A 21863-nucleotide genomic window follows, 5' to 3' on the forward strand; every position below is an offset into this window, starting at 1 on the left:
CTTCGGAACGTGGGTGGCATCGGAGACATCCAGGATGCTGTTCCCCCTGAAGTTCGTCCCCCTCGAAAGCTACCATGAATCGCCGCGCCGCTTTGGTGCGTCCCGCGCCAAGGGCACGCGGCTGCATGCGGGTTGCGATCTCTATGCGCCGATCGGTACGCCGGTCTTCGCCGTCGCGGCGGGAGAGGTGCTGGCGGTCTATGAATTCTATCTCTCCAGCTGGGCGGTGGAGGTGGATCATGGCGACTTCATTGTGCGCTACGGCGAGGTGAAGAAGGATGTCGGCCCCGGCATCGCCAAGGGGGCGCAGGTGCTGCCCGGCGCGCAGATCGGCCAGGTCGGCGCGCTGAAGGGGCTGAAGCTCTCGATGCTGCATTTCGAGATGTATGCGGGCACGGCCAAGGGGGCGCTGACGGACCGTTCCAACCCGCCCTACCAGCGGCGCAGCGACCTGCTCGACCCCACAGCCTGGCTGGATGACGCGCTGGTGAATTCGGGCCGCTTCGATGGCGGCCGGCGGCCGCTGAAGTCGATCATGGGCGGGGATTTCATGGCCTGGGCGTGACGGCCGGCGCGCGCGGGAACGGCTTGCCGCATCCGCCGCCCGCGTGCTTGACCGGCCCGGCATGACGATCCCCGCCTTCCTGGAACACCTGGCCTTCGCGGGCGCGCTGGCCGTGTTCTCCGCCCTGGCCGCGCGGCTGATGATCGCCTTCCCGATCCTCGACCACCCGAATGCCCGCAGCGCCCATGCGCGGCCGACGCCGCGGGGCGGTGGCGTCGGCGTGGTGCTGGCCTTCATGGCGGGGATGCTGGTGCTCTATCAGGTCGCGACCTTCGCCCGGGTGGCGGATGGGCAGTTCATCGGCGTCATCCTGGCGGCCGGGGCGATCGCCGGCGTGGCGCTGGTGGATGATGTGCGGGACCTCTCCGCCCGGCTGCGCCTGGCCGCGCAATGCCTGGCGGCGCTGGTGGCGGTGGCCAGCGGGCTCGTGGTCCAGAAGCTGGCGCTGCCCTGGATCGGCGTTGTGGAACTCGGCTGGGTCGGCGTGGCGCTGACGCTGGTCTGGATCGTCGGCTGCACCAATGCCGTGAACTTCATGGATGGGCTGGACGGGCTGGTGGGCGGCACCCTGCTGCTGGCGAGTGCCGCGCTGGCGCTGGTGGCGGCGCTGCAGGGGGGGTGGTTCGTCTATGCCGCCGCGCTGTTCCTGGCCGCCGGCTTCGCGGGTTTCCTGCCGTTCAACCTGCATCCCGCCCGGATCTTCATGGGGGATGTGGGCAGCCAGTTCGCGGGGTTCATGCTGGCGGTGCTGGCGGTCGCGGCATCCCGCTTCGATGGGCTGCAGGTCTCCTTCCTCATCGTGCCGCTGCTGATCTTCTCCCTGCTCTTCGACGCGGCCTTCACGCTCGGCCGGCGGGCGATCATGCGCGAACGCCTGGCGGAGGGGCACCGGACGCATCTGTACCAGCTGGCGCAGCGATCGGGCGTGCCGGTGAGGGTGGTGGCCGGGGTGCATTGGGGCTTCACCCTGTTCCACGCGGGCCTGGCGCTGGCCTTCCTGCACCTGTCGCCGGCGCTGAAGCCGCTGGTGGTGGTGCCGGCGCTGGCGGGGCAGATCCTGTGGCTGGCCTTCGTGGTGCGGCGGATGCGGGTGGCGGGGCTCGGCTGGCGCTGAGCCTCAGCGCATTTCCATCGTCACGGCCGGCGCCTCGTTCCCCACCCATTGCTCGCTGCGCAGCACGGCGCCGGTTTCGGGATCGGCCCAGAAGCGGTTGACGAAGGCGCCGGCGGGGCTGGTGCATTCCTCCCGCACCAGGATCTCCCCGAAGCGGCGGGAGGCGGTGAGGCGGCATTCGATGACCAGGCCGAAACGCATGGTCGCGGGCTCCCGGCTCGCGCCCGCCAGGTCCACCGTGCGGCGGGTGCTGGCGGGGTTGCTCAGCAGGGCCAGGACATCGTCCAGCGGTTCCGGCCCCTCCTGCCGCGTCGCCGTCAGCATCTGGCCGAGGCCCGCGGTCGCGATGATGCGCGGACCATCCGTCGCCACGGCGATGCCGCCCTCGGCACGCCAGATGCGCCGGTTGCCGGTCTGCTGCGCCAGTGTGAAGACGATGGATTGCCGCGGCCCGGTCAGGAGCAGGCCGGGGCCGCCAGGGGAAGGCGGGGCGGGTGCCTCCGCGGAGGGCAGCACGCCGCGGAGTGCCTCCGCCACCGGCGTGTCGCCGCAGGCCGCGAGCAGCAGCGCCAGGACCGGGCCCAGGGCCGAGGCAAGGCGCCTGGCCATCAGGCGGGGTGGGCCCGGGGTGCGCGCATCTGCAACAGCGTCAGCCCCGCCGCCAGGCCAAGGCCGATCCAGTGCGGGAAGGGCACCACCCCCGGTGCCAGCGCATCGAGCGAGGCGGGGAAGATCATCAGCACCCCCGCCACGGCCAGCGCCGTCCGTTCCCAGCCCGTCATGGCGCGCACGAGAAAACCCTGGCAGGCGGCGGCCAGCGCCGCGAGCCCGGCCGTTGCCAGGATGATCTGCCAGGCCACGTCCACCCACGTCATCGTCGCGGTGAAGCGCAGCAGCAGGCCCACGCCTTCCGGGTCGGTCACGAAGACGAAGGGCAGGACGAAGGCGGGCAGGGTGTATTTCCAGGCCTGGAGGGTGGTGCGGTAGGGGCCGGCGCCGGTGATCGCACTCGCCGCGAAGGGGCTGAGCGCGGTCGGCGGCGAGACCTCCGACAGCACAGCATAGTAGAAGACGAACATATGCGCGGCGTAGTCGGGCACGCCAAGCTTCATCAGCGCCGGCGCGGCGACGACCGCGCAGATGATGTAGCTGGCGGTCACCGGCACCGCGAGACCGACGACCCAGACGATCAGCGCGGTGTAGATCGCGGTGATCACCAGCGACCCGCCTGCCGCCTGGATGGCGATGTCGGAGAATTTCAGGCCGAGGCCCGTCAGCGTGATGACGCCGACGATGATGCCCGCGCAGGCGCAGGTGGCCGCGATGCCGACCGACTGCACCGCGCCGCTGGCCAGCGCGTCGATCAGCTTGCGGGGCGTGATCGCCGTCTCCCGCTTGATCCAGGACAGCACCACGGCGACGACGGTGGCGTAGAGCACGCTGAGCGTCGCGGAATAGCCGACCGCCATGAAGGCGACGATGGCGATGAGCGTCGAGAAGTGGAAGCCATATTCCCGCAACAGCTTGCCGACGGGATCGACCTTCATCGGCACAGGCGGCACCGCATTGGGGTCGGCCGCCCGCCGCGCCGCGATGCGCCGCTGGTCGAGTTCCACCATGAACAGCAGGGAGGCGTAGTAGAGGCAGGTCGGCACGATCGCCATGACGATGACGTCGAGATAGCCGATCTTGAGATATTCTGAGATCAGGAACGCCGCCGCGCCCATGACGGGCGGCGACAGGATGGCCCCCAGCCCGCCAGCCGCCAGCAGCCCGCCCGCATCATCCGCGCGGTAGCCGACTTGGCGCATCATCGGCCAGGCGACGGTGCCGAGCGTGACGGTCGTGGCGACCCCCGACCCCGAAGGCCCACCCAGCAGGAAGGACGAAAGCACCACCGTGCGCCCGGCGGAGGACGGCTTGCCGCCCGTCAGGCTGAAGGAGAAATCGACGAAGAACTTGCCCGCGCCCGTGGCCTGCAGGATGGCGCCATAGATGGTGAACAGCACGATCAGCGTGGCGGAGACATCGATCGCGGTGCCGAAGATCCCTTCCAGCGTGATGGTCACATGGGGGATCAGGCGTTCCATGTCGTAGCCCTGGTGCCGCCAGGGCGGGGACAGGTAGTTGCCGAAGAAGCCGTAGAGCAGGAAGGCGATCGCCACCGCCGGCATGATCCAGCCGGTGGCGCGGCGCGTCACCTCCAGCACCAGGGCGATCAGCATCCAGCCGACGACGATGTCCATCGGCTCCGGGAACACATACCGGTCCTGGAGGTCGTCGCCGCCGGTGATGAGATACCAGATGCAGTAGATGCCGGCCGCGATCAGCGCCCAGTCCCAGGGCATGATCCGGTGCCGGAAGCGCCGGCCCACCGGGAACAGCGCGAAGCCCAGCACCATGGCGAAGCCGACATGCACGTAGCGCAGCGTCGTCGTCGGCACGATGTCCCAGGCCGCCCAGAGATGGAACAGCGACATCCCCAGCGCCACCGCGACAGCGGCATGGCCGAGCAGCCCGGGCAGGCGATTCTGCGCCCCCTCCTCCTGCTCGATCAGCGCCTCCACCTTCGCGGCAGTGGCATCATCCAACGCGCCCTTCGGCACCTCGGGCGGTAGGACGCTGGAACTCATTGGCGGGACCTGCTGGGCGAGAGGGTGTGGGCGCGGGTGGCCTGCGAGGGGCGCCGCCCCTCGCAGGCCACCCGCAAAGGGGCAGCGGCCCCTTTGAACCCATGATTGTCTGGGCGGGAGGGAGGAGGGGCGCCGCGCGACCGCTTATCCAGCGGTGCCGCCATGCCCCTCCTCCCTCCCGCCCAATGAACGGGTTTCCAAAGGGCCGCTGCCCTTTGGCCGGGGGTGCAGGGGGGCAGAGCCCCCCTGCTGGCGCCAACAGCGCCGGCAACCTCACGCCAGCGTCGCGCCGGCGGAGCGCCAGAAGGCTTCCGCCGCGGGGTGCCAGGGGATGCCGGCGGCGGCGGTCTTCTGGGCGGCGAGGGTGAAGTTGCGCGCTTCCGCATGGACGCGGGCCCAGTCTTCCCGGTTCTCCCAGGTCACGCGCAGGATGTTGGTGACCATCTCGGCCGGCATGTCGTCGCGCACCGCGAGGATGTTGGCCACCGAGAGTTGCTGGTTGTCCGTGCGCTGGCCGGGGTAGGTGCCGGCGGGGATGACTTCCGGGAAGTAGACCGGCCCGTTCTCCTGCACGATGCGGGCGTGCAGGTCGGCGTGGTCCACCAGGTGGATCTGCGTGCCGGGTGTGGCGCCGAGGTCGGTGATGGCGGAGGTCGGCACGCCCGAGACGAAGAAATAGGCGTCGAGCTTGCCGTCGCGGATGGCGTTGGTGGATTCCGCCGGGCTCAGGCGTTCGCGGGCGCGGAAATCCCGTTCGCGGTCCAGGCCGGCGGCGGCGATGACGCGGAAGGCGAAGAGTTCGGTGGCGGAGCCGGGCGCGCCGGTGGAGACGCGCTTGCCGCGGAGATCGGTGATGGAGCGGATGCCGGTGGCGGCCGTGGTCACGACCTGCATGCGGTTGGTGTAGAGCACGGCGATGGCGCGGGCCGGCACGGCGCGGCCGCGGAAGGGCCCGGCGCCGCGCAGGCCATCGATCGCGGCGTCCACCTGGCCGAACAGCATGCCGACGCGCCCGGCGCCCAGCAGCTGGAAGTTGGCGACGGAGCCGCCGGTGACCTCGACGGTAGCGGACATGCCGGGGATGCCGCGGGAGAGGTAGTTCGCGAGCGCGCCGCCGAGTGGGTAGTAGACGCCGCCGGTGGTGCCCGTGGCGATCGCCATCTGCGTCGCCTGGGCGCGGGCGACGGTCGGTGCCGCGATGGCGGCGGCGCCGAGTGCCGCGAGGCTGCGGCGGCCGATCATGCCGGAGCCAATCCTGTTGGTCGTCATCTGGACCCTCCCGTTTGCTTGTCTCCCAGGAATACAGGGGCTTCGCGCGGGGCGGAAGCCCGGCCGCCGGGGGGTGTCGCGCTTCGCGATTGACCTGCGTCAAGGCGGGGTGGCAGGGCGGGGCCTAGGCTCCCCCCATGCTGGAACCAACCGTTGGAGGGATTGTGCCATGACCAGTCTTCGCGCCCGTGACCTGATGACGGCTGATGTGGTGACCGTGCCGCCGGCCACGCCGGTGCTGGCGATCGCGCGGCTGCTGGCGGAGCGGGGGATCTCCGCCGTGCCGGTGGTGGATGCCGATGGCGCCGTGGCTGGCATCGTGACGGAGGCGGACCTCATCCGCCGCCTGGCGGGGGAGGATGACAAGCCGGCGGGCTGGCTGGCGTCCATGTTCGCCAATCCCGCGCGGGATGCGGAACGCTACGCGCGCACGCATGGCATCACGGCGAAGGATGTGATGACGGAGGGCGTCGTCTCCGTCGATCCGGACACGCTCGCCTCCGTGATCGCGCATCTGATGGAGGAGAAGGGCATCCGCCGCGTGCTCGTGACGCAGGATGGAAGGCTGAAGGGCCTTGTCTCCCGCGCCGATCTGCTGCGGGCGCTGGTGGCACCGGCGCCGGAGGCGGGCGACCTGTCCGATGACCGCATCCGCCGCGCGGTGCTGGCGGCGATGAAGAAGGAGCCCTGGGCGGACACCTTCTACGCGCTGGTGGATGTGAAGGATGCGGTGGTGGAGTTCCACGGCTTCAGCCGCAGCGCGGCGGTGCAGCGCGGGCTTCGCGTGCTGGCGGAGAATGTGCCGGGCGTGAAGGGCGTGGTGGACAACACCCAGCCCATGCCGACCTATCTGTTCGCGGCCGCCTGACGGCGGCTGGGGCCGGGTGCCTCCCTCCCCCGCGCTGGCGGGGGAGGGTTCGGGCGGGGGCCTCCGCGCTCTCTCAGTACCCGCGGCGACCGCGGCCGGGGCCGTCGGAGGGGTCGCTGTCGGTCAGGTTGGTGCGGTAGCCGCCGCCGCGATAGCCCCCGCGGCCGTTGCCCGGGCCATCGGACGGGTCGCTGTCTGTGATGCCGGTGCGACGGACGGGCGCGCCGCGATAGCCGCCGCGGCCATTGCCGGGGCCGTCGGAGGGGTCGCTGTCCGTGATCCCCGTCGTGCGGCGCACGCCACCGCGGCCGCCGCCCGGCGGGTCGTTCGGGTCGCTGTCGCTGACGCCGGTGCGGCGGGCATAGCCGCCGCGACCGAAGCCGGGGCTGTCATTCGGATCGCTGTCCGTCACGCCGCTGCCGCGGTGGCCGCCGCGCCCATTGCCGGGGGCGTCGGTGGGATCGCTGTCGCTGATCCCGGTGCCGCGGCGCACCACCGGCTGCTGGTAGACGGGCTGCTGCACATAGACGGGCTGCTGGGGCACGCAGGCCGCCAGCGCCGGGGCCGCGCCGCCGAGCGCGGCCAGGCGCAGCACGAAAAGCCGGCGGCGCAGCGGAGGCTTTTCCTCGGGTTGGTCGGTCATCCGGCGCTTTCCTCGGTCCTGGCTAGTGGGCCTTCATCGGCCTTTGGCTTGGGTGATCCGCGAAGCGCGGGATCGGGTCGTTGCGACTGGTTCGATCCTGGATTGTGGTGATACAGGACTGTGGTCGGCCGCGTCACAAAACATATCCTTGCGCATATCCTGCGAAGGTTACAGGCCGAGCGTAACAGATGGCTTAAATTTCAAGATTGCGGCGTGTTTCGCCGCCCCCCGCCGGGGCAGGGCGCCTTCAAGGCAGGCTGGGCAGCACCACGATCGTCACGGCCCGGGCTTCCGGTTCGCTCTGCCGGCCACTGTAGGCGCCGACACGCGCTTCCGCGCGGATGCGGTCACGCTCGATGCCCTGCTGCGACAGGGCCAGCGCCACGGCCCGGGCGCGCTGGGCGGCGATCTGCGTGCTGGTGCCAGCGCCGGCGCTGCGGTCCGCATGGCCAAAGACGCAGATGTTGCGGTCACGGTCGCCTTCCGCCAGCTGCGCGGCGGCGGCGATCGCGCTGCGCCCGGTGTCGCGCAGCGTGGTGCTGCCGCGGGTGAAGGGCACGGCGAAGACATCATCCTCCAGCGCTTCCGCACCGACGCAGGAGAAGCTGCGCGGCTGCGCCGTGGCCGGACCGATGAGCAGCGGCAGGAGAAGAAGCGGCAGGACTCGCATCACGCCGCCCGCGCCAGCAGGCCCGCGGCCTCCAGCCGTGCCAGCAGGGCGGCCGCATCGATGCCGGGGGCTTGGGCGCTGAGTTCGGCTTGCGTAACCTCCGGCCTCGCCAGCAGCCAGGCGGTGGCCTCGGCCTCCGGCGGGCTGACGGTGACAGCGCCTTGCGCGCCCTTGACCACCCAATCGGCGCCGCGGCGCACGGGCTTCGCGCCGGGCGCCAGGATGCGCCAGCCGGGCGCGTCGCCCGCCGTGGCAGCGGCGGTGGTGGCGAGCCCCCGCGCCGCCAGGATGTCGTACCCCCCGCGGCTGAAGCGGTAATTCGCCACGAACTGCGCCAGCACCTGCATCACCTTGGGATCCCTGCACAGTTCCTGCAGGCGCTGGCCGAGCAGCCCCGCGCGCTGCGTCAACGCGAACTGTGCCGCCGCGCTGCCATCCTGGCGGGGGAGGGGCTTCCTGAATTCCGCGTCATAGAGGACGCGCTCCGCCAGCATGTTCATCAGGTCCATGCCTAGCGGCGCATGCACCCCATAGGCGACATGGACGGAGGAAGGCGCCTCCGCCAGCGCATCGTGGTACCAGCCGCGGGGCAGGTAGAGCAGGTCGCCGGGCTTCATATGGACCGTGCCGCGCAGCTTCCCGCGTGCCTGGTCGTGGTGGGATTGCGGCTGGCCCCGGAAGGCGGGGTGCGGGATGGGGTATTCCGCGCGGCCTTCCCAGATGTTCCAGGACTTCTCGCCCTCCACCTGCACGGCCCAGACATCATGCGTGTCGTAGTGGGTGTGGAAGGCCTTGTGGCTCTGCCAGCTGATGTAGACATTGGCCTGCGCCTTGCCGAGCCCGGCACCCTCCAGCGCGGCGGAGATGCCCGCCAGGCCCGGCGTCAGGCTGTCCACGTCGTTCATCACGACGCTCGCCCCCTTGGCGATCCAGCCCTGCACCAGCTTCGCATCGGGCTGCATGACGGCGGCGTTGTCGCGGCTGGTGGCGCGGGAGCAGAACTGCTCGGCCGAGATCGCCTGGCTGTCCAGCACCAGCTTCAGGCTGGTGGAGGTCCAGATATGGGACATGTCCAGCAGGCGGTTGATCTGCCGCCAGGACAGCACCTGGGCGAATTTTCCCGGGTTGCCGCGGACATGCAGCGGCGCCTTGTCATGATGCTCCGCGAAGAATTTTTCCGGCGTGACCGGGGCGAGGAGCGCGGCGAGGTCTTCGATCATGGCGGGAGACTACCGCACATGGCCGTGATCCGTCATCGGGGCATCCGGAGGCCTTGGCCCTTGCGGCGGACGGTGCCGGAACGCCACCTTCCAGCGACCGCCCTGCACCCGGCCCGGTGACAGCAGCGGCAGGAGGAAGGCGCGATGAACGACGCGGCACGGAAGGAAGCCCCCGGGGCGGACGGCGTGCGGCCGCAGGTGCTGGCGGAGGCGGTGGCCGCGCTGGGCCGCCTGGCGCCCGGGCTGCCGCCGATGGCGGCGGGGCTGCTCGCGCGCCTCCTCGCCGCGGTGCCGACGGCGGAACTGGCGGCGACCCCGCCGGAGGCGCTGGCCGAGGCGGCGGCGAGCCTCTTCGGCTTCGCCCAGGAACGCCGGCCGCGCCAGACCAAGGTGCGGCTGCTGCCACCGGGCCCCGGCCGCGCCCTGGCGGTGGCGGAGATCGTGACCGACGACATGCCCTTCCTGGTGGACAGCGTGCTGGCGGCACTCGCCGTGCAGGGGCGGGTGGTGCGGCAGTTGCTGCACCCCGTCCTGCGCGTCGCGCGGGATGCGAGGGGCGCGCTGCTGGCCCTCGATGGCGGCACGGCGGAGAGCATGATGCGCATCGCCCTCGCCCCGGGCGCCACGCTGCCGCTGGCGGGGGGCGGGGGGGTCGCGGGGGATTGGACGGGCGTGGAGGCCGCGCTGGCGCGGGCCATGTCGGATGTGCGGCTCGCCGTCGATGATTTTCCGGCGATGCTCGCCAGGCTGGGCGACGCGGCGGGGGAATTGCCGCCCGCCGAGGAGGAAGCGCGGGAATTCCTGCGCTGGATGGGGGAGGATAATTTCGTCCTGCTCGGCCATCGCCGCCTGGCGCTGTCCGAAGGCGGGCTGTCCGTGGCGGCGGAGGAGGATCTCGGCCTGCTGCGCGACGCCACCGTCCCGGTCTTCGACGCGCTGCGCGACCTGGCCGCGCTGCCCGGCGCCGTGCGCGCGAACCTGCAGCGGCTGGAAGCGGTGACCGTCGCCAAGGCCAATATGCGCGCGACGGTCCACCGGCCGCAGCATGCCGATGTGGTGATGACGCGCATCACGGACGATTCCGGGCGGGTCGCGGGGGTGCGGCTGTTCCTCGGGCTGTTCGCCGCCGGCGCCTACAACCGCAACCCGCGATCCATCCCGCTGCTGCGCGCCAAGGTGCTGCGCATCCTGGCGGCGGCGGGCCTCGATCCCGAAAGCCATGACGGGCGCGCGCTGCGCAACATCCTCGACACCTGGCCGCGCGACGAATTGTTCCAGGCGCCGGAGGACGCGATCCTGGCGGGGTGCCGGCGGGCACTTGACCTGCAGATACGGCCGCGCGCGGCGCTGGTGGTGCGGCGCGATCCGTTCGAGCGCTTCGTCTCCGTCATCGCCTGGCTGCCGCGGGATACCTTCGACACGCAGATGCGGGAGAAGGTGGGAAGCCTGCTCGCGGACAGCTTCGCGGGCCGGCGTTCCGCCTTCTACACGCTGCTGGGCGATGCGCCGCTGGCGCGCGTCCACTACGTGATCGGCACCACGCCGGGCGCCGTGCCGGCCGTGGAGGAGGCGGCGCTGGAAGCGGCAGTCACGCAGGTGACGCGCGGCTTCCGCGACCGGCTGGAGGAGGCGCTGCTGCACGATGCCGGTGCTGAGTACGGCGCGGGCCTGCTGGCGCGCTGGCGGGATGCCTTTCCCGCCGCCTATCGCCAGGCGGAGACGGCGGCAACCGCGATCGGCGACCTGGCGTTGGCGAATGAACTGACCCATGGCGGGCGGCCGCGCGGCATCCTCTCCCGCCCGCCGGGCGCGGGGCCGCGCAGCCTGATGCTCCGCCTGGCGAGCCCGGGCGGGCCGCTGGCGCTGGCCGATGCGCTGCCGCTGTTCGAAAGCCTCGACCTGCGCGCGATCGAGGAGGTGCCCTATCGCCTCGACCCGCGCGGCGGGCCGGTGGTGGTGCTGCATGTCTACCGCCTGGAAGCGCGGGCGGATGTGGAGGAGGACCGGTTGCATGACGTGACCGGCGCCCTGCACGCCCTGCTGCGCGGCGATGCCGAGGCCGATGGCTTCAATCGCCTGGTGCTGCGCGCGGGCCTGTCCTGGAAGGATTGCTGGCTGCTGCGGGCGATGTATCGCTGGCTGAAGCAGGTGGGCTTCCCCTTCGCGCAGGACAGCGTGGAAGCGGCGCTGGCCGCGCATCCCGATGCCGCGCGCATCCTGGTCGATCTGTTTCATCAACGCTTCGCAACGGATGTCGTCGATCGCGACGAGAGCAAGTTCGACGATGCCTGGCGCACGCTGCTGGATGGCGTGGCGAACCCGGATGAGGACCGCATCCTGTCCCGCCTGCGCACCGTGCTGGATTCGATGCTGCGGACCAATTTCTTCCAGGCGAAGGACTACCTCTCGTTCAAGATCGACAGCGCCAGGGCGGGCGACATGCCGGCGCCGCGGCCCTGGCGGGAGATCTTCGTGCATTCGCCGCGGATGGAGGGTTGCCATCTGCGCGCGGGCCCCGTCGCGCGCGGCGGCATCCGCTGGTCCGACCGGCGGGAGGATTTCCGGACGGAGGTCCTCGGGCTGATGAAGGCGCAGCGGCTGAAGAACGTCGTCATCGTGCCGACGGGCGCCAAGGGCGGCTTCATCCTGAAGCACCCGCCGCCGGCGAGCGACCGGGAGGCCTTCATGGCGGAGGGCGTCGCCTGCTACCGCACGCTGGTGCGCGGCATGCTGGACCTGACCGACAACTACGCCGCGGATGGCAGCGTCGTGACGCCGGATGCCGTGGTGCCGCGCGACGGCGCCGACCCCTACATCGTGGCGGCGGCCGACAAGGGCACGGCCACCTTCAGCGACATCGCCAACGCGCTTTCCGCCGACTACGATTTCTGGCTGGGCGATGCCTTCGCCAGCGGTGGCAGCGCGGGCTATGACCACAAGGGCATGGGCATCACCGCGCGCGGCGCCTGGGTGATGATCGACCGCCATTTTTTCGAGTCGCGCGGCGCGGGTGTGCAGGAGGCCGAGTTCACCTGTGCCGGCGTGGGCGACATGTCTGGCGACGTGTTCGGGAACGGGCTGCTGGTCTCGGCGAAGACGAAGCTCGTCGCGGCCTTCGATCACCGGCATATCTTCATCGACCCTGATCCCGATCCGGCGGTCTCCTTCGCCGAACGGCAGCGGCTGTTCGCGCTGCCGCGCTCCTCCTGGGCCGATTACGAGGTGCGGCTGCTGTCGAAGGGTGGCGCGATCCTGCCGCGCAACGCCAAGACCCTGCCGCTGTCGCCGGAAGCGCGCGCGCTGCTGGGCATCGAGGCGGAACGCGCGGAGCCCGCCGCCATCCTGCGCGCGATCCTGACGCTGCCCGTCGATCTCCTCTATTTCGGCGGCATCGGCACCTATGTGAAATCCAGCGGGGAGACGCAGGCGGAAGCGGGCGACCGCGCCAATGATTCGATCCGCGTCGATGGGCGCGACCTGCGCGCGAGGATCGTGGGCGAGGGTGCCAATCTCGGCGTCACGCAGGCCGGGCGGATCGAGGCTTCGCGCGCGGGCGTGCGCATCAACACCGATGCGCTCGACAATTCCGCGGGGGTCAGCACCTCCGACCATGAGGTCAACATCAAGATCCTGCTGACGGAGGCGGAGCGCGAGGGTTCGTTGACGCGCCGCCAGCGCGACGAATTGCTGGCGGGGATGACGGAGGAGGTCGGGCACCTCGTCCTCGCCGACAATCACGCGCAATCCATCGCGCTGAGCCTGGAGGCGATGACGGCGGTGGAGGATCTGTCCGCCCATGCCGCGCTGATGGCGCGGCTGGAAGCGGCGGGCTTCCTCGATCGTGCCGTCTCCGTCCTGCCGGATGCGGCGGCGATCCGTGCCCGCGCGGCGGCGGGGGAGGGGCTGACGCGGCCGGAACTCGCGGCGCTGCTGCCGGCGGCGAAGCTCTGGCTGGCGGAGGCGATCGAGGCGAGCGGCCTGGCGGAGGAGGCGGCGCTGGCGCCGCTGCTGGTGGCGTATTTCCCCACCGCGCTGCGGGAGCGTTTCGGGGCCCTGATCCCCCGCCACCGGCTGCGGCGGGAATTGCTGGCGACGGCGCTGTGCAACCAGGTGGTGAACCGGCTGGGCGTGGCGGCGCTGGGGCGGCTGGCGGGGGTTGCGGGGTCTGGCGCGGCGGTGGCGCGCGCGGCCTGGCTGGCGGGGGCGCTGTTCGGGCTGGAAGAGGCGTACGTGGCCATCGACGGCGCGCCAGCCCCGGCGGCGACGCGGCTTGCCGCCCTGCTGGCGCTGCGGCGCTTGCAGGAAGGCGCGGCGCGGGACCTGCTGGCCGGCGCGGCCGCATCGCTGGAGGCGGCGCTGGCGGCGTTGCGCCCCGGTGTCGCGGCGCTGGTGGCGGCGGAGGTCGCCGCGCCTGGGGCGGAGGCCGCGCTGCTGCGCGATGCCGGAATCCCTGGCGAGGCCGCCGCGCTGGCGGGCGCCGCGCCCCGGCTGGCGGCGGCGCCCGCGGTGGTGCGCCTGGCAGCGGAGACGGGCGCCGCCCCGGCCGATGCCGCTGCCGCCTGGCGGGCGGTCGGCGATGGCTTCGCGCTGGAGGCGCTGCGCGCGGCGGCGGAGGCGGCGCGCGTCACCGGCCCCTTCGCGGCGCGGGCGAAGGCGGAGGTGCTGGCGGACCTTGCCGGCGTGCAGGCGCGCCTGGCCCTGGCCCGGCTGGCGGGCCGCCATGGCGGCGATGGTGCAGCGGAGGCAGCGCGCCTGGCGAGGGAGGCTGCCGGCGTTGGCGACCTGGTCGCGATCGGCGTGGCGGCGCGCGCCCTTGCCGCTGTATCCCATTGATGATGGTCCAGGAGGCTCTGCCTCCCGAATCTTCAAGAGCGGGCGGATGGGGTATGGGGAAGGCGGCGCCTTCCCCATCGATCGGAGTGATCTGTGGCGGATGTGCTGCCCGATGTGTTGGCCTGGGGTCTCCGCCTCGTCTTCTGCGGCACCGCTGCCGGCCCTGAATCCGCGCGGATCGGCGCCTATTACGCCGGCCCGCGCAATGCCTTCTGGCCGGTGCTGGCCGAAGCCCGGTTCACGCCCGCGCTGCTGCGCCCGGCGGAGTATGCGCAACTGAGGCAATACCGAATCGGCTTGACGGACCTGTCCAAGACCGGGCGCGGTATGGATCGCGATTTGTCGCCGGGGGATTTCGACATCGATCGTTTCTGGGCCTCCGTGCGCCATTGGGCCCCGCGCGCCATCGCCTTCACGAGCCAGGAGGCCGGCGCGCTCGCCCTGGGGCGGCGCAAGCGGGACATCGCCTTCGGCGCGCAGCCCGTGGCGCCGGGGCAGCCCGCCGTCTTCGTGCTGCCCAGCCCTTCCGCCGCCAACGGCCATTGGCCGAAGCTGCGGCACCACTGGCGGGATTGCGCACGCGCCACGGGGTTCGCGTGACGAACGCCCCGACCGGCCATCGCGGGGAGACAAGGCGCATCTGGGCCTGGGCCTTCTACGACTGGGCGAACAGCGCCTTCCCCACCGTCGTCTCCACCTTCGTCATCGCCGCCTATTTCGCCCAGGGCATCGCGCCCGATCCGGCGACGGGCCAGGCGCAATGGGGCTGGATGCAATCGGCCGCGGGCTTCGGCGTGGCGCTGCTGTCGCCGCTGCTCGGCGCGGTGGCGGATGCGGGGGGGCGGCGGCGGCTGATGCTCGGCGTCTTCACGCTGCTGCTCTCGGCCAGCACGGCGATGATCTGGTTCGCGAAGCCCGACCCCGCCTACATGGTCTATGCGCTGGTCTGCGTCGGCCTCGCCACCATCGCCTTCGAACTCGGCACGGTGTTCTACAATTCGATGCTGCCGAGTGTCGCTGGTCCGGCGCAGATCGGCCGCGTCTCCGGCCTCGGCTGGGGTCTCGGCTATGCCGGCGGGCTGGTCTGCCTGGCCATCTGCCTGGTGCTGCTGATCCAGCCCAACCCCTCGCCCCTCGGGCTCGACCGCGGGCAGGCGGAGCATGTGCGCGCCACCGCGTTGCTGGTGGCGGCGTGGCTGCTGGTCTTCGGCTGGCCGGTGCTGCTGGCGGTGCCGGATGCGCCCGGGCCGAAGCCGGGATGGGGTGAGGCCGCGCGGCGCGGCGTGGGAGAGGTGGTGGCGCTGGTCCGCACCCTGCCCCGCAACCCGGCCTTGGCGCGCTTCATCCTCGCGCGGCTGTTCTACACGGATGGGCTGAACACGCTGTTCGCCTTCGGTGCCATCTATGCGGCGGGCGTCTTCGGCATGGGGATCGACCGCATCCTGCTGTTCGGCATCGCCATGAATGTCACGGCGGGGCTGGGGGCGGCAGGCTTCGCGCTGGTGGAGGACCGGATCGGGTCCCGCCAGATGGTGCTGCTGGCGCTGGCGGCGATGCTGGTCTTCGGCACCGGGCTGCTGCTGGCGACGACGGAGACGGGCTTCTGGGTGCTGGCGCTCTCGCTCGGCCTGTTCTTCGGTCCGGCCCAGGCGGCCAGCCGCACCTTCATGGCAAGGCTGGCGCCGCCGGAGGAGATGGCCGCGCATTTCGGATTGTTCGCGCTGTCCGGCCGCATCACGGGCTTCCTCGGCCCCGCGGCGCTGGCGGCGGTGACGACGGCGACGGGCAGCCAGCGGCTGGGGATGGCGACGGTGCTGGTGTTTCTCGGCATCGGCGCCGCGATCCTGCTGACGGTGCGCGACCCGGTCAGGCGGTAGCGGGGCGGGCGCCGCCGTCGTAGGCTTCCGGCCAAGAAAGCTGGAGGAACGCCATGCGCATCACCCGCCGTGCCCTGATGGGTGCCGCCGCCACGCTGCTGCCGCTGCCGGGGCTGGCGCAGGCGCAGGCGAATTGGCCCAGCAAGCCCGTGCGCTTCATCATCCCCTTCGCGCCCGGCGGCCCGGTGGAGATTCCCGCGCGCTTCATCGCGGAACATCTCCAGCGTCGCCTCGGCCAGCCCTTCATCGTGGAGACGCGGCCGGGCGCGGGCGGGCTGCTCGGCACGCGCGCGGTGATGGCGACGCCGGATGCGCACAATTTCCTGTTCACGACATCGGCCATCACCATCCTGCCCGCGGTGATGCGCGACCCCGGCTACGATCCCATCGCGGATTTCATGCCGGTCTCCATCGTGTTGGACGCGCCGATGGGCGTGCTGGTGCGGCCCGACAGCCCGATCCGGGACCTGGCCGACTTGGTCGCGCGCGCCAAGGCACGCCCTGGCAGCATCTCCTTCGCCACCGCCGGCAATGGCGCCACCACGCATATGGGCGGGGAGTTGTTCAAGGCGCGCGCGGGCATCGACCTGCTGCATGTCCCCTATCGCGGTGCGGGGCAGAGCGTCACCGCGCTCTATGCCGGGGACACGGACCTGCTGATCGTGGGGCTGCTGGAGACGATGTCGCATGTGCGGGAGGGAAGGCTGCGCGCCATCGCCGTGACGTCCCCGCAGCGGAGCCCCGTGCTGCCCGACGTGCCCTCACTCGCGGAAGCCGCGCCCGGCTATGGCGTGACCATCTGGTACGCGATGTTCGCGCCGAAGGGCACGCCGCAAGCCGTGGTGGACACGCTGGCGGCGGAGATGGCGCCGCTGGCGCAGGGTTCGTCCCTGGCGCAGCGGCTGGAAGCGGCCGGCGCGCAACTCGTCCTCTCCGGCCCCGGGCCGCTCGGCGAACGGATGCGCGCCGAGGTGCCGATGTGGAAGGCGATCGCGGAGAGCGCGAATATCCGGCTGGATTGAGGGCGCGCGCCTCAATCCAGCAGGGGCAGCACCAGGCGGCTCGGCCTTCCGCCATCGACGAAGACGGTGTTGGTCGCGATGCGCAGGCCGCGCGCCATGCCCTCCGCCTCCCCCGTATTCGGGTTCACGTCGAAGCGCGGGAAGTTGGAGGAGGCGATGTCGAGCCGGATGCGATGGCCCGGCAGGAAGAGATTGGCGATCGGCAGCGACAGGCGGATGCGCCGCACCTGCCCGGGTTCCGCCAGGCGCGGGCGCGACGGATCCTCGGCGTAGCGCAGCCGCAGGATGGTATCGCCCAGCAGCATGGCATAGCCGCGGGGATAATCCGCGGAAGCCGGGTGGACATCGACGAGCTTGACGGTGAAGTCGGTATCCGGCGCGTCGGTGGCGACGAAGAGATCGACCTCCACCGGCCCCACCACCTGCACGGCATGACGCAGCGGCGCGGTCTGGAAGACCAGCACATCCGGGCGGGAGGCCAGCGGCAGGAAGGGGGGCGTGCAGCCGTAGAAGCCCGGCCCCTCCGTCTGGTCCTGGCTGCCCGGCAGCGCGAGGGGTTCGAGGGAGGAGAAGGCGCCGCCGATGGTGGGCACGGGATGGGCGGGGTCGAAGCGGAAGCTCACCGGCGTGGCGCCGGCGGCCGGCGCCTCCGGGCGCAGCGCGCCATCGCCATGCAGGTGGAAGGTGGCCGGCGCGGCATCCGGCAGAGGCCAGTCCGTGGCGGTGATCCAGCGCCCGCCATGGTCCAGGTGCCCCTCCGGCGTGCGGCGCCCGCTGCCCCCGCCCATGACGAAGATGCGCACCGGCGGCTCCCCATCCGCGATGCCGCGCACGGCGTGGTCGAGGAAGCGGACGCGCTGCCGGTTCCAGTCCCCGGCCCAGGAATCGATCGGTGCCTCGGCGCCGAAATCCACATCGCCGAAGACGCGCTGGCTGCGCTCCCCATGCGTCCAGGGGCCGAGGATGAGGCGCTGCTGCCCGCGCCCGGCGCGCTTCAGGCCGCTGTAGTTGGCCGTCACGGTCCCGGGATAGGGGTCGAACCAGGACGACATGTGCAACACGGTGGCGCGGCTGTAGCGGTCGTGGAATCCCTCCGCCCAGAGGCCGACGCGCTGCCAGGTGGCGTCGAAGGCGCCAGCCCGCCACTGGTCCAGCAGCACGCGTTCATAGTCGGGGTGGTGGCGAAGCGGCGAATGGCCGGCGCGCCAGGGCATGCGGGTGAACCAGGCGCCCAGGTCCTCCGCCTCCAGCGCCGCGCGCAGCACGGGGTCGCGCGCGGCTTCGGGGGAACGGCGTGCCTCGTTGAAGGCCCAGCTCGCCTGCTTGAGTTCGAAGGCGCCGTTGTGGCGGACGGCATTGCGCCAGGCATTGTCGAAGCCGCCGGAATCCAGCACCTGCGCCACCAGACCCGGCGGGTCCAGGCAGCCCAGCGCCGCGGCGGAATGGGCGCCATAGGACATGCCGATGGTGGCGATGCGGCCATCGCACCAGGGTTGGCCGAGGATCCAGGCGCAGCTGTCGAAGCCGTCCGCGCCCTCGTTCAGGTATTTCTCGAACACGCCGTCGGAATCGCCGCGGCCGCGGCTGTCCTGCAGCAGCACGGCGTAGCCCGCGCGGGTGAAATGCGCGGCCAGGCGCGGGCCATCCATCGGCACCGGGTCGGCTGCCGTGACCTCGATGCGCCGGGGCGCATCGCGGCCATAGGGCGTGCGTTCCAGTACCACCGGGAAGGGCCCGGCACCTTCCGGCCGATACAGCGTGGCGGCGAGCGAGGCGCCATCCCGCATCGGCACGCGCAGCGTGGTGCTCACCTGATGATACTCCGATGCGTGCTCATCGCAGGAAACTCAAGTGCGTGCTCATCGCACGACCCGCGCGAAGCGGACGGAGGTCTCGTCGAGCATGTTGGCGGCGTGCTCGATATCCCCGCGCGATGCCCAGAAGGATTTCTGCCACAGCAGCGGGATGATGCCCTGGTCCGCCATGGCGATGCGCGTGGCATCGACCAGCAGGCGGTTGCGCTCCTCCTCATCGAAGGCAGCCAGGGCGCGGGCGAGGGCGGCGTCGAATTCCGCGTTGGAATAGCGGCCGCGATTGGTGCCGCCGAGGCCGCGCGAGAGGTCCCGCGTGGCCAGCAGCCCGCGAAGCCCGTCGGCGGAATGGGGGGAGGCACTGTTATAGGCAAAGAGGAAGGCGGAGAAGCGCTGGTCCGTCGCCTGGCCGATATAGACGTTGAACGGCATGGTGGTGACGCCGTTCACCCGGATGCCGCCACGCGCCAGCATCTGCCCCAGCGCCTGCGCCATGGCCGCATCCTGCGGGAAGCGGTTGTTGGAGGAATGGATGGTCAGGCCGAAGCCGTTGGGCCAGCCCGCTTCCGCCAGCAGCGCCCGGGCGCGCGCGACATCGAAGGGCATGGGGGCGAGCGCGGGATCGTAGCCGCCCTGGCCCACCGGCACGATCTGCCCGGCCGGCACGCCGCCGCCGGACAGCAGCGTGTTCACCAGCGCTTCCCGGTTGATCATCATCGACATGGCCTGCCGCACGCGCGGGTCGCGCAGCGGGTTGCGCGCCATCGGGCGTCCCTCGGCATCGGTCACGAAGGGGCTTTCATCCCGCGCGCTGTCGAGTGCCATGTAGGCCATGCGCGGCGTGACGATGGAGGTCACGCGGATGCCGCGTTCGCGTTCCAGCCGCGCCACGTCGCCGGGCGGCACGCCATCGATGATGTCGACGCCGCCCGAGAGCAGGGAGGAAAGCCGCGCCGCGGGGTTGGTGATGAAGCGCACGGTCACGCGCTCGAACTCGCTGGGGCCCCGCCAATGGCCATCGAATCGCGTGAGCCGCATCTGGTCGCCCGGCGTCCAGGAGACGAAGCGCATCGGCCCGGTGCCGATCGCGGCCCGGCCGCTGTTGAAATCCGCCGTCGTCGCGCCCTGCGCCGCGCGGCGGGATGCGATGTAGACCTGGCCGATCTGTTCCAGCAGCAGCGGCGTCGGCACGGCGGAGGTGATGCGGATGGTCAGCGGATCGACGACCGTCATGGTCGCGATGTCGCCGACATTGCGCGCCCAGCTCGACGGGCTGTTCGGCACGTCCTTCGCGCGGGTCAGGGAAAAGACGACATCCTCCGCCGTGAAGGGCGATCCGTCATGGAAGCGCACGCCTTCCCTCAGCCGGATCTCCCAGGTCAGCGGATCCAGCACGCGCCAGGAGGCGGCGAGGGAGGGGCCGATCGCCTGGTTGACGTCGAAGTTCAGCAGGCTGTCGTAGATGTTGCGCATCGTCGATGCGTCATTGCCCGCATTGTTGAAATGCGGGTCGATGGCGGCGTGCTCTGCCACCCGGCCCATGGTGATGTCACGCGCGGCCGCGGGGGGCGCCGCGAGGGTGGCGACGAGCCCTGCCATCGTGGCGGCAGCGAGAAGAACCGAGGTCGGGCGCGGCCTGGGCGGTGTCATGCTGGAGTTTCCCCGGGTTTCTTGCGTCGGGGCCTCCGCCGTGCCGGCTGGTACGCCGAGATCCCATTATCCGGGACAAGTTTCCGCATCCCTGCACCAGCGTCAACCACCGGCTTGGTATGGCGGTGGAAGGGGCCGGGCGATGATTCCCGACGCGGGCGGCCGCCATCCTGGCGACCGCGTGGCCGGGGCAGCGCCGCGGCATCCTGCCGCGGGATGGGGGGTGGCCGTCCTGGTCACCCCCGCAAGGCAGGCCGCATCAGCGCTTCAGGTTCACCGTTTCCTGCAGCAGCTCATCGGCCGTCGTCACCAGCTTGGTGTTGGCGGAATAGGCGCGCTGGGCGACGATCAGCTTGGAGAATTCGGCGGCGATGTCGACATTCGCCCCCTCCACCGCACCGGCCTGGAGCGTGCCGGTGCCATTGGCGCCGATGGCGGAGACCTGCTGGCGGCCGGCCTCCTGCGTCGCGGCGAAGGCCTGGCCGTCCAGCCGTTCCAGCGCGTCCGGGTCGGCGAAGCTCACCACCGGCACCTGCGCGACGGTGCGGCTTTCGCCATTGTCGTAGTTCACCACGACCTTCCCATCGGCCTGGGTGCTGACGGAGGCGACGGCGCCGGCCGGGCCGCCATCGCGGGACACGCTGCGCAGCTCATAGGCCGCGCCGCCATATTGCGTGACGCCCTGGGTGGAACCGAAGCGGCCGAGGTCGATGTCGATGGCCTGGTCGGTGCCGCCGAAATTGCCGGTGACGTTCAGCAGGGCATTGGCGGGGTTCGCGGGATCGAAGCGGCCGACCGTGTTGCCGGCACCGTCCAGCACTTCCCCGATCGTGCCGGCGGGGGCGCCGTTGGTGCCGAAATTCACCGTGAAGGTGCCGAGTTCCGCCGCCTGGCCGCCGCCCGGCGCCGGCCGCGTCACCGCCAGCGTCCAGCTGTTGTCATCCGCGCCGCGCGCCCAGCCGAGATCGAGGGGATGAAGGTTGCCCAGCTGGTCATAGACCTGCGCCTGGGTCGATCCCCTGGTGCCGGTGGCGGCGCCGGCCGGCAGGTTGGCGGACAGCGTCACGGCCTCGGTCGGCGCCGGCGGCAGGCTGGCGCGGTCGATCCGGATGGGGGACAGGCGCGTCGCGTCCGGCCTGCCGGTGGCGGGGTCCACGGACCAGCCCCGCAGCACGTCGCCGCTGCCATTCTGCAGGTAGCCCTCGCTGTTCATGCGGAAATCGCCGGCGCGGGTGAACATGGCGCGGCTGTCGAAATCGGTTTCGCCCGACGCGCTGGCGATCGGGCGCGCCACGCTGAAGAAGCCGCGGCCGCTGATCGCCATCGCCAGGGGGTTGTCCACCTGGCTGATCGTGCCCTGCACGTCATTGGTGGCGACGGTGTTGGCAACCACGCCGCCGGTGAAGCGGCCGGTGCCGGCGTTGACGACCATGTCCTCGAAATTGGTGTCGAGGCGCTTGTACCCCGTGGTCTGGCTGTTCGCGACGTTGTCCGAGATGTTCGCGATGGCCCGGCCCTGGGCATTCATGCCGGAGACGGCGGTGGCGAGGGAATTGAAGAGGGACATGCGGCTGACCTTGGTTCCTGTGGGTTCGCCCGAGGGGTGATCGCCGGTCCTGTCGCCCGGGAAGGCGAGGGGTGGCGGTGCCAGGGACAGAGCAAGGCCCGTGCCAATACCTGAGGCAAGG

16 protein-coding genes are annotated in these 21863 nt (G+C 71.4%); 7 read left to right on the forward strand and 9 right to left on the reverse strand.

Annotated features, from left to right (window positions below):
• Positions 1 to 34 precede the first annotated feature (34 nt).
• Positions 35 to 565 carry a M23 family metallopeptidase gene (locus tag BM041_RS00285; protein WP_175533642.1) on the forward strand — a complete coding sequence of 177 codons (531 nt, stop codon included), beginning with the start codon at positions 35 to 37 and terminating at the stop codon, positions 563 to 565.
• 61 nt (positions 566 to 626) lie between these two features.
• Positions 627 to 1679 (forward strand): glycosyltransferase family 4 protein, encoded by a 1053-nt coding sequence (locus BM041_RS00290; RefSeq protein WP_092957249.1) that lies wholly within the window; start codon positions 627 to 629, stop codon positions 1677 to 1679.
• Between the two features lie 3 nt (positions 1680 to 1682).
• Here BM041_RS00290 and BM041_RS00295 read toward each other — a convergent pair whose 3' ends face one another.
• From BM041_RS00295 to BM041_RS00305, 3 genes are all read right to left on the reverse strand, one after another.
• On the reverse strand, positions 1683 to 2288 hold the full coding sequence (locus tag BM041_RS00295; RefSeq protein ID WP_092953786.1) for a YjbF family lipoprotein: 606 nt from the start codon (positions 2286 to 2288) through the stop codon (positions 1683 to 1685).
• Positions 2288 to 4312, reverse strand: a complete 2025-nt coding sequence (locus BM041_RS00300) for a TRAP transporter permease (RefSeq protein WP_092953789.1) — start codon at positions 4310 to 4312, stop codon at positions 2288 to 2290. Before BM041_RS00300 ends, BM041_RS00295 begins: the two co-directional genes overlap by 1 nt.
• A gap of 273 nt (positions 4313 to 4585) precedes the next feature.
• A complete protein-coding gene (locus tag BM041_RS00305; protein ID WP_245761861.1) occupies positions 4586 to 5581 on the reverse strand; it encodes a TAXI family TRAP transporter solute-binding subunit in 996 nt (331 codons plus the stop codon).
• A gap of 169 nt (positions 5582 to 5750) precedes the next feature.
• On the opposite strand from BM041_RS00305, the gene BM041_RS00310 reads away from it, so the two are divergent.
• On the forward strand, positions 5751 to 6449 hold the full coding sequence (locus tag BM041_RS00310) for a CBS domain-containing protein (protein WP_245761862.1): 699 nt from the start codon (positions 5751 to 5753) through the stop codon (positions 6447 to 6449).
• A gap of 73 nt (positions 6450 to 6522) precedes the next feature.
• Here the strand turns inward: BM041_RS00310 and BM041_RS00315 are convergent, their stop codons facing one another.
• The 3 genes from BM041_RS00315 to BM041_RS00325 form a co-directional block, all read right to left on the reverse strand.
• The gene (locus BM041_RS00315; protein WP_092953795.1) at positions 6523 to 7092 is read right to left on the reverse strand and encodes a hypothetical protein; all 570 of its coding nucleotides are present in this window, start codon (positions 7090 to 7092) and stop codon (positions 6523 to 6525) included.
• Between the two features lie 247 nt (positions 7093 to 7339).
• Complete coding sequence (locus tag BM041_RS00320; protein WP_092953798.1) at positions 7340 to 7762, reverse strand: OmpA family protein; 423 nt, start codon at positions 7760 to 7762, stop codon at positions 7340 to 7342.
• Entirely contained in the window at positions 7762 to 8982 is a 1221-nt protein-coding gene (locus tag BM041_RS00325; protein WP_092953801.1) for a cupin domain-containing protein, read from the reverse strand. The genes BM041_RS00320 and BM041_RS00325 overlap by 1 nt, the downstream gene beginning before the upstream one ends.
• Before the next feature lie 144 nt (positions 8983 to 9126).
• Between BM041_RS00325 and BM041_RS00330 the strand changes: the two genes are divergently transcribed.
• From BM041_RS00330 to BM041_RS00345, 4 genes are all read left to right on the forward strand, one after another.
• Positions 9127 to 13815 carry an NAD-glutamate dehydrogenase domain-containing protein gene (locus tag BM041_RS00330; protein WP_139225914.1) on the forward strand — a complete coding sequence of 1563 codons (4689 nt, stop codon included), beginning with the start codon at positions 9127 to 9129 and terminating at the stop codon, positions 13813 to 13815.
• A 93-nt stretch (positions 13816 to 13908) separates the two neighbouring features.
• Complete coding sequence (locus BM041_RS00335; RefSeq protein WP_092953804.1) at positions 13909 to 14415, forward strand: mismatch-specific DNA-glycosylase; 507 nt, start codon at positions 13909 to 13911, stop codon at positions 14413 to 14415.
• Positions 14412 to 15692 carry an MFS transporter gene (locus tag BM041_RS00340; protein WP_092953807.1) on the forward strand — a complete coding sequence of 427 codons (1281 nt, stop codon included), beginning with the start codon at positions 14412 to 14414 and terminating at the stop codon, positions 15690 to 15692. The genes BM041_RS00335 and BM041_RS00340 overlap by 4 nt, the downstream gene beginning before the upstream one ends.
• A gap of 53 nt (positions 15693 to 15745) precedes the next feature.
• Positions 15746 to 16714, forward strand: coding sequence for a Bug family tripartite tricarboxylate transporter substrate binding protein (locus BM041_RS00345; protein WP_092953810.1), 969 nt, complete (start codon positions 15746 to 15748; stop codon positions 16712 to 16714).
• A gap of 11 nt (positions 16715 to 16725) precedes the next feature.
• Here the strand turns inward: BM041_RS00345 and BM041_RS00350 are convergent, their stop codons facing one another.
• The 3 genes from BM041_RS00350 to flgE all read right to left on the reverse strand — a co-directional run bounded on the left by BM041_RS00350 (position 16726) and on the right by flgE (position 21742).
• Positions 16726 to 18525 carry a CocE/NonD family hydrolase gene (locus BM041_RS00350; RefSeq protein ID WP_245761863.1) on the reverse strand — a complete coding sequence of 600 codons (1800 nt, stop codon included), beginning with the start codon at positions 18523 to 18525 and terminating at the stop codon, positions 16726 to 16728.
• Positions 18526 to 18573: 48 nt separating this feature from the next.
• The gene (locus tag BM041_RS00355) at positions 18574 to 20175 is read right to left on the reverse strand and encodes an ABC transporter substrate-binding protein (RefSeq protein ID WP_092953813.1); all 1602 of its coding nucleotides are present in this window, start codon (positions 20173 to 20175) and stop codon (positions 18574 to 18576) included.
• A gap of 259 nt (positions 20176 to 20434) precedes the next feature.
• Entirely contained in the window at positions 20435 to 21742 is a 1308-nt protein-coding gene (gene flgE, locus BM041_RS00360; protein WP_092953816.1) for a flagellar hook protein FlgE, read from the reverse strand.
• Positions 21743 to 21863: the final 121 nt, after the last annotated feature.

It is taken from the genome of Falsiroseomonas stagni DSM 19981, assembly GCF_900114315.1.
Lineage (GTDB): Bacteria > Pseudomonadota > Alphaproteobacteria > Acetobacterales > Acetobacteraceae > Falsiroseomonas > Falsiroseomonas stagni.

What these genes read in the sequence shown, in the direction of transcription:
- BM041_RS00285 (WP_175533642.1), top strand. Translation starts at nt 35, where the DNA reads ATGCTGTTCCCCCTGAAGTTCGTCCCCCTCGAAAGCTACCATGAATCG.
- BM041_RS00290 (WP_092957249.1), top strand. Translation starts at nt 627, where the DNA reads ATGACGATCCCCGCCTTCCTGGAACACCTGGCCTTCGCGGGCGCGCTG.
- BM041_RS00295 (WP_092953786.1), bottom strand. Translation starts at nt 2,288, where the DNA reads ATGGCCAGGCGCCTTGCCTCGGCCCTGGGCCCGGTCCTGGCGCTGCTG.
- BM041_RS00300 (WP_092953789.1), bottom strand. Translation starts at nt 4,312, where the DNA reads ATGAGTTCCAGCGTCCTACCGCCCGAGGTGCCGAAGGGCGCGTTGGAT.
- BM041_RS00305 (WP_245761861.1), bottom strand. Translation starts at nt 5,581, where the DNA reads ATGACGACCAACAGGATTGGCTCCGGCATGATCGGCCGCCGCAGCCTC.
- BM041_RS00310 (WP_245761862.1), top strand. Translation starts at nt 5,751, where the DNA reads ATGACCAGTCTTCGCGCCCGTGACCTGATGACGGCTGATGTGGTGACC.
- BM041_RS00315 (WP_092953795.1), bottom strand. Translation starts at nt 7,092, where the DNA reads ATGACCGACCAACCCGAGGAAAAGCCTCCGCTGCGCCGCCGGCTTTTC.
- BM041_RS00320 (WP_092953798.1), bottom strand. Translation starts at nt 7,762, where the DNA reads ATGCGAGTCCTGCCGCTTCTTCTCCTGCCGCTGCTCATCGGTCCGGCC.
- BM041_RS00325 (WP_092953801.1), bottom strand. Translation starts at nt 8,982, where the DNA reads ATGATCGAAGACCTCGCCGCGCTCCTCGCCCCGGTCACGCCGGAAAAA.
- BM041_RS00330 (WP_139225914.1), top strand. Translation starts at nt 9,127, where the DNA reads ATGAACGACGCGGCACGGAAGGAAGCCCCCGGGGCGGACGGCGTGCGG.
- BM041_RS00345 (WP_092953810.1), top strand. Translation starts at nt 15,746, where the DNA reads ATGCGCATCACCCGCCGTGCCCTGATGGGTGCCGCCGCCACGCTGCTG.
- BM041_RS00355 (WP_092953813.1), bottom strand. Translation starts at nt 20,175, where the DNA reads ATGACACCGCCCAGGCCGCGCCCGACCTCGGTTCTTCTCGCTGCCGCC.
- flgE (WP_092953816.1), bottom strand. Translation starts at nt 21,742, where the DNA reads ATGTCCCTCTTCAATTCCCTCGCCACCGCCGTCTCCGGCATGAATGCC.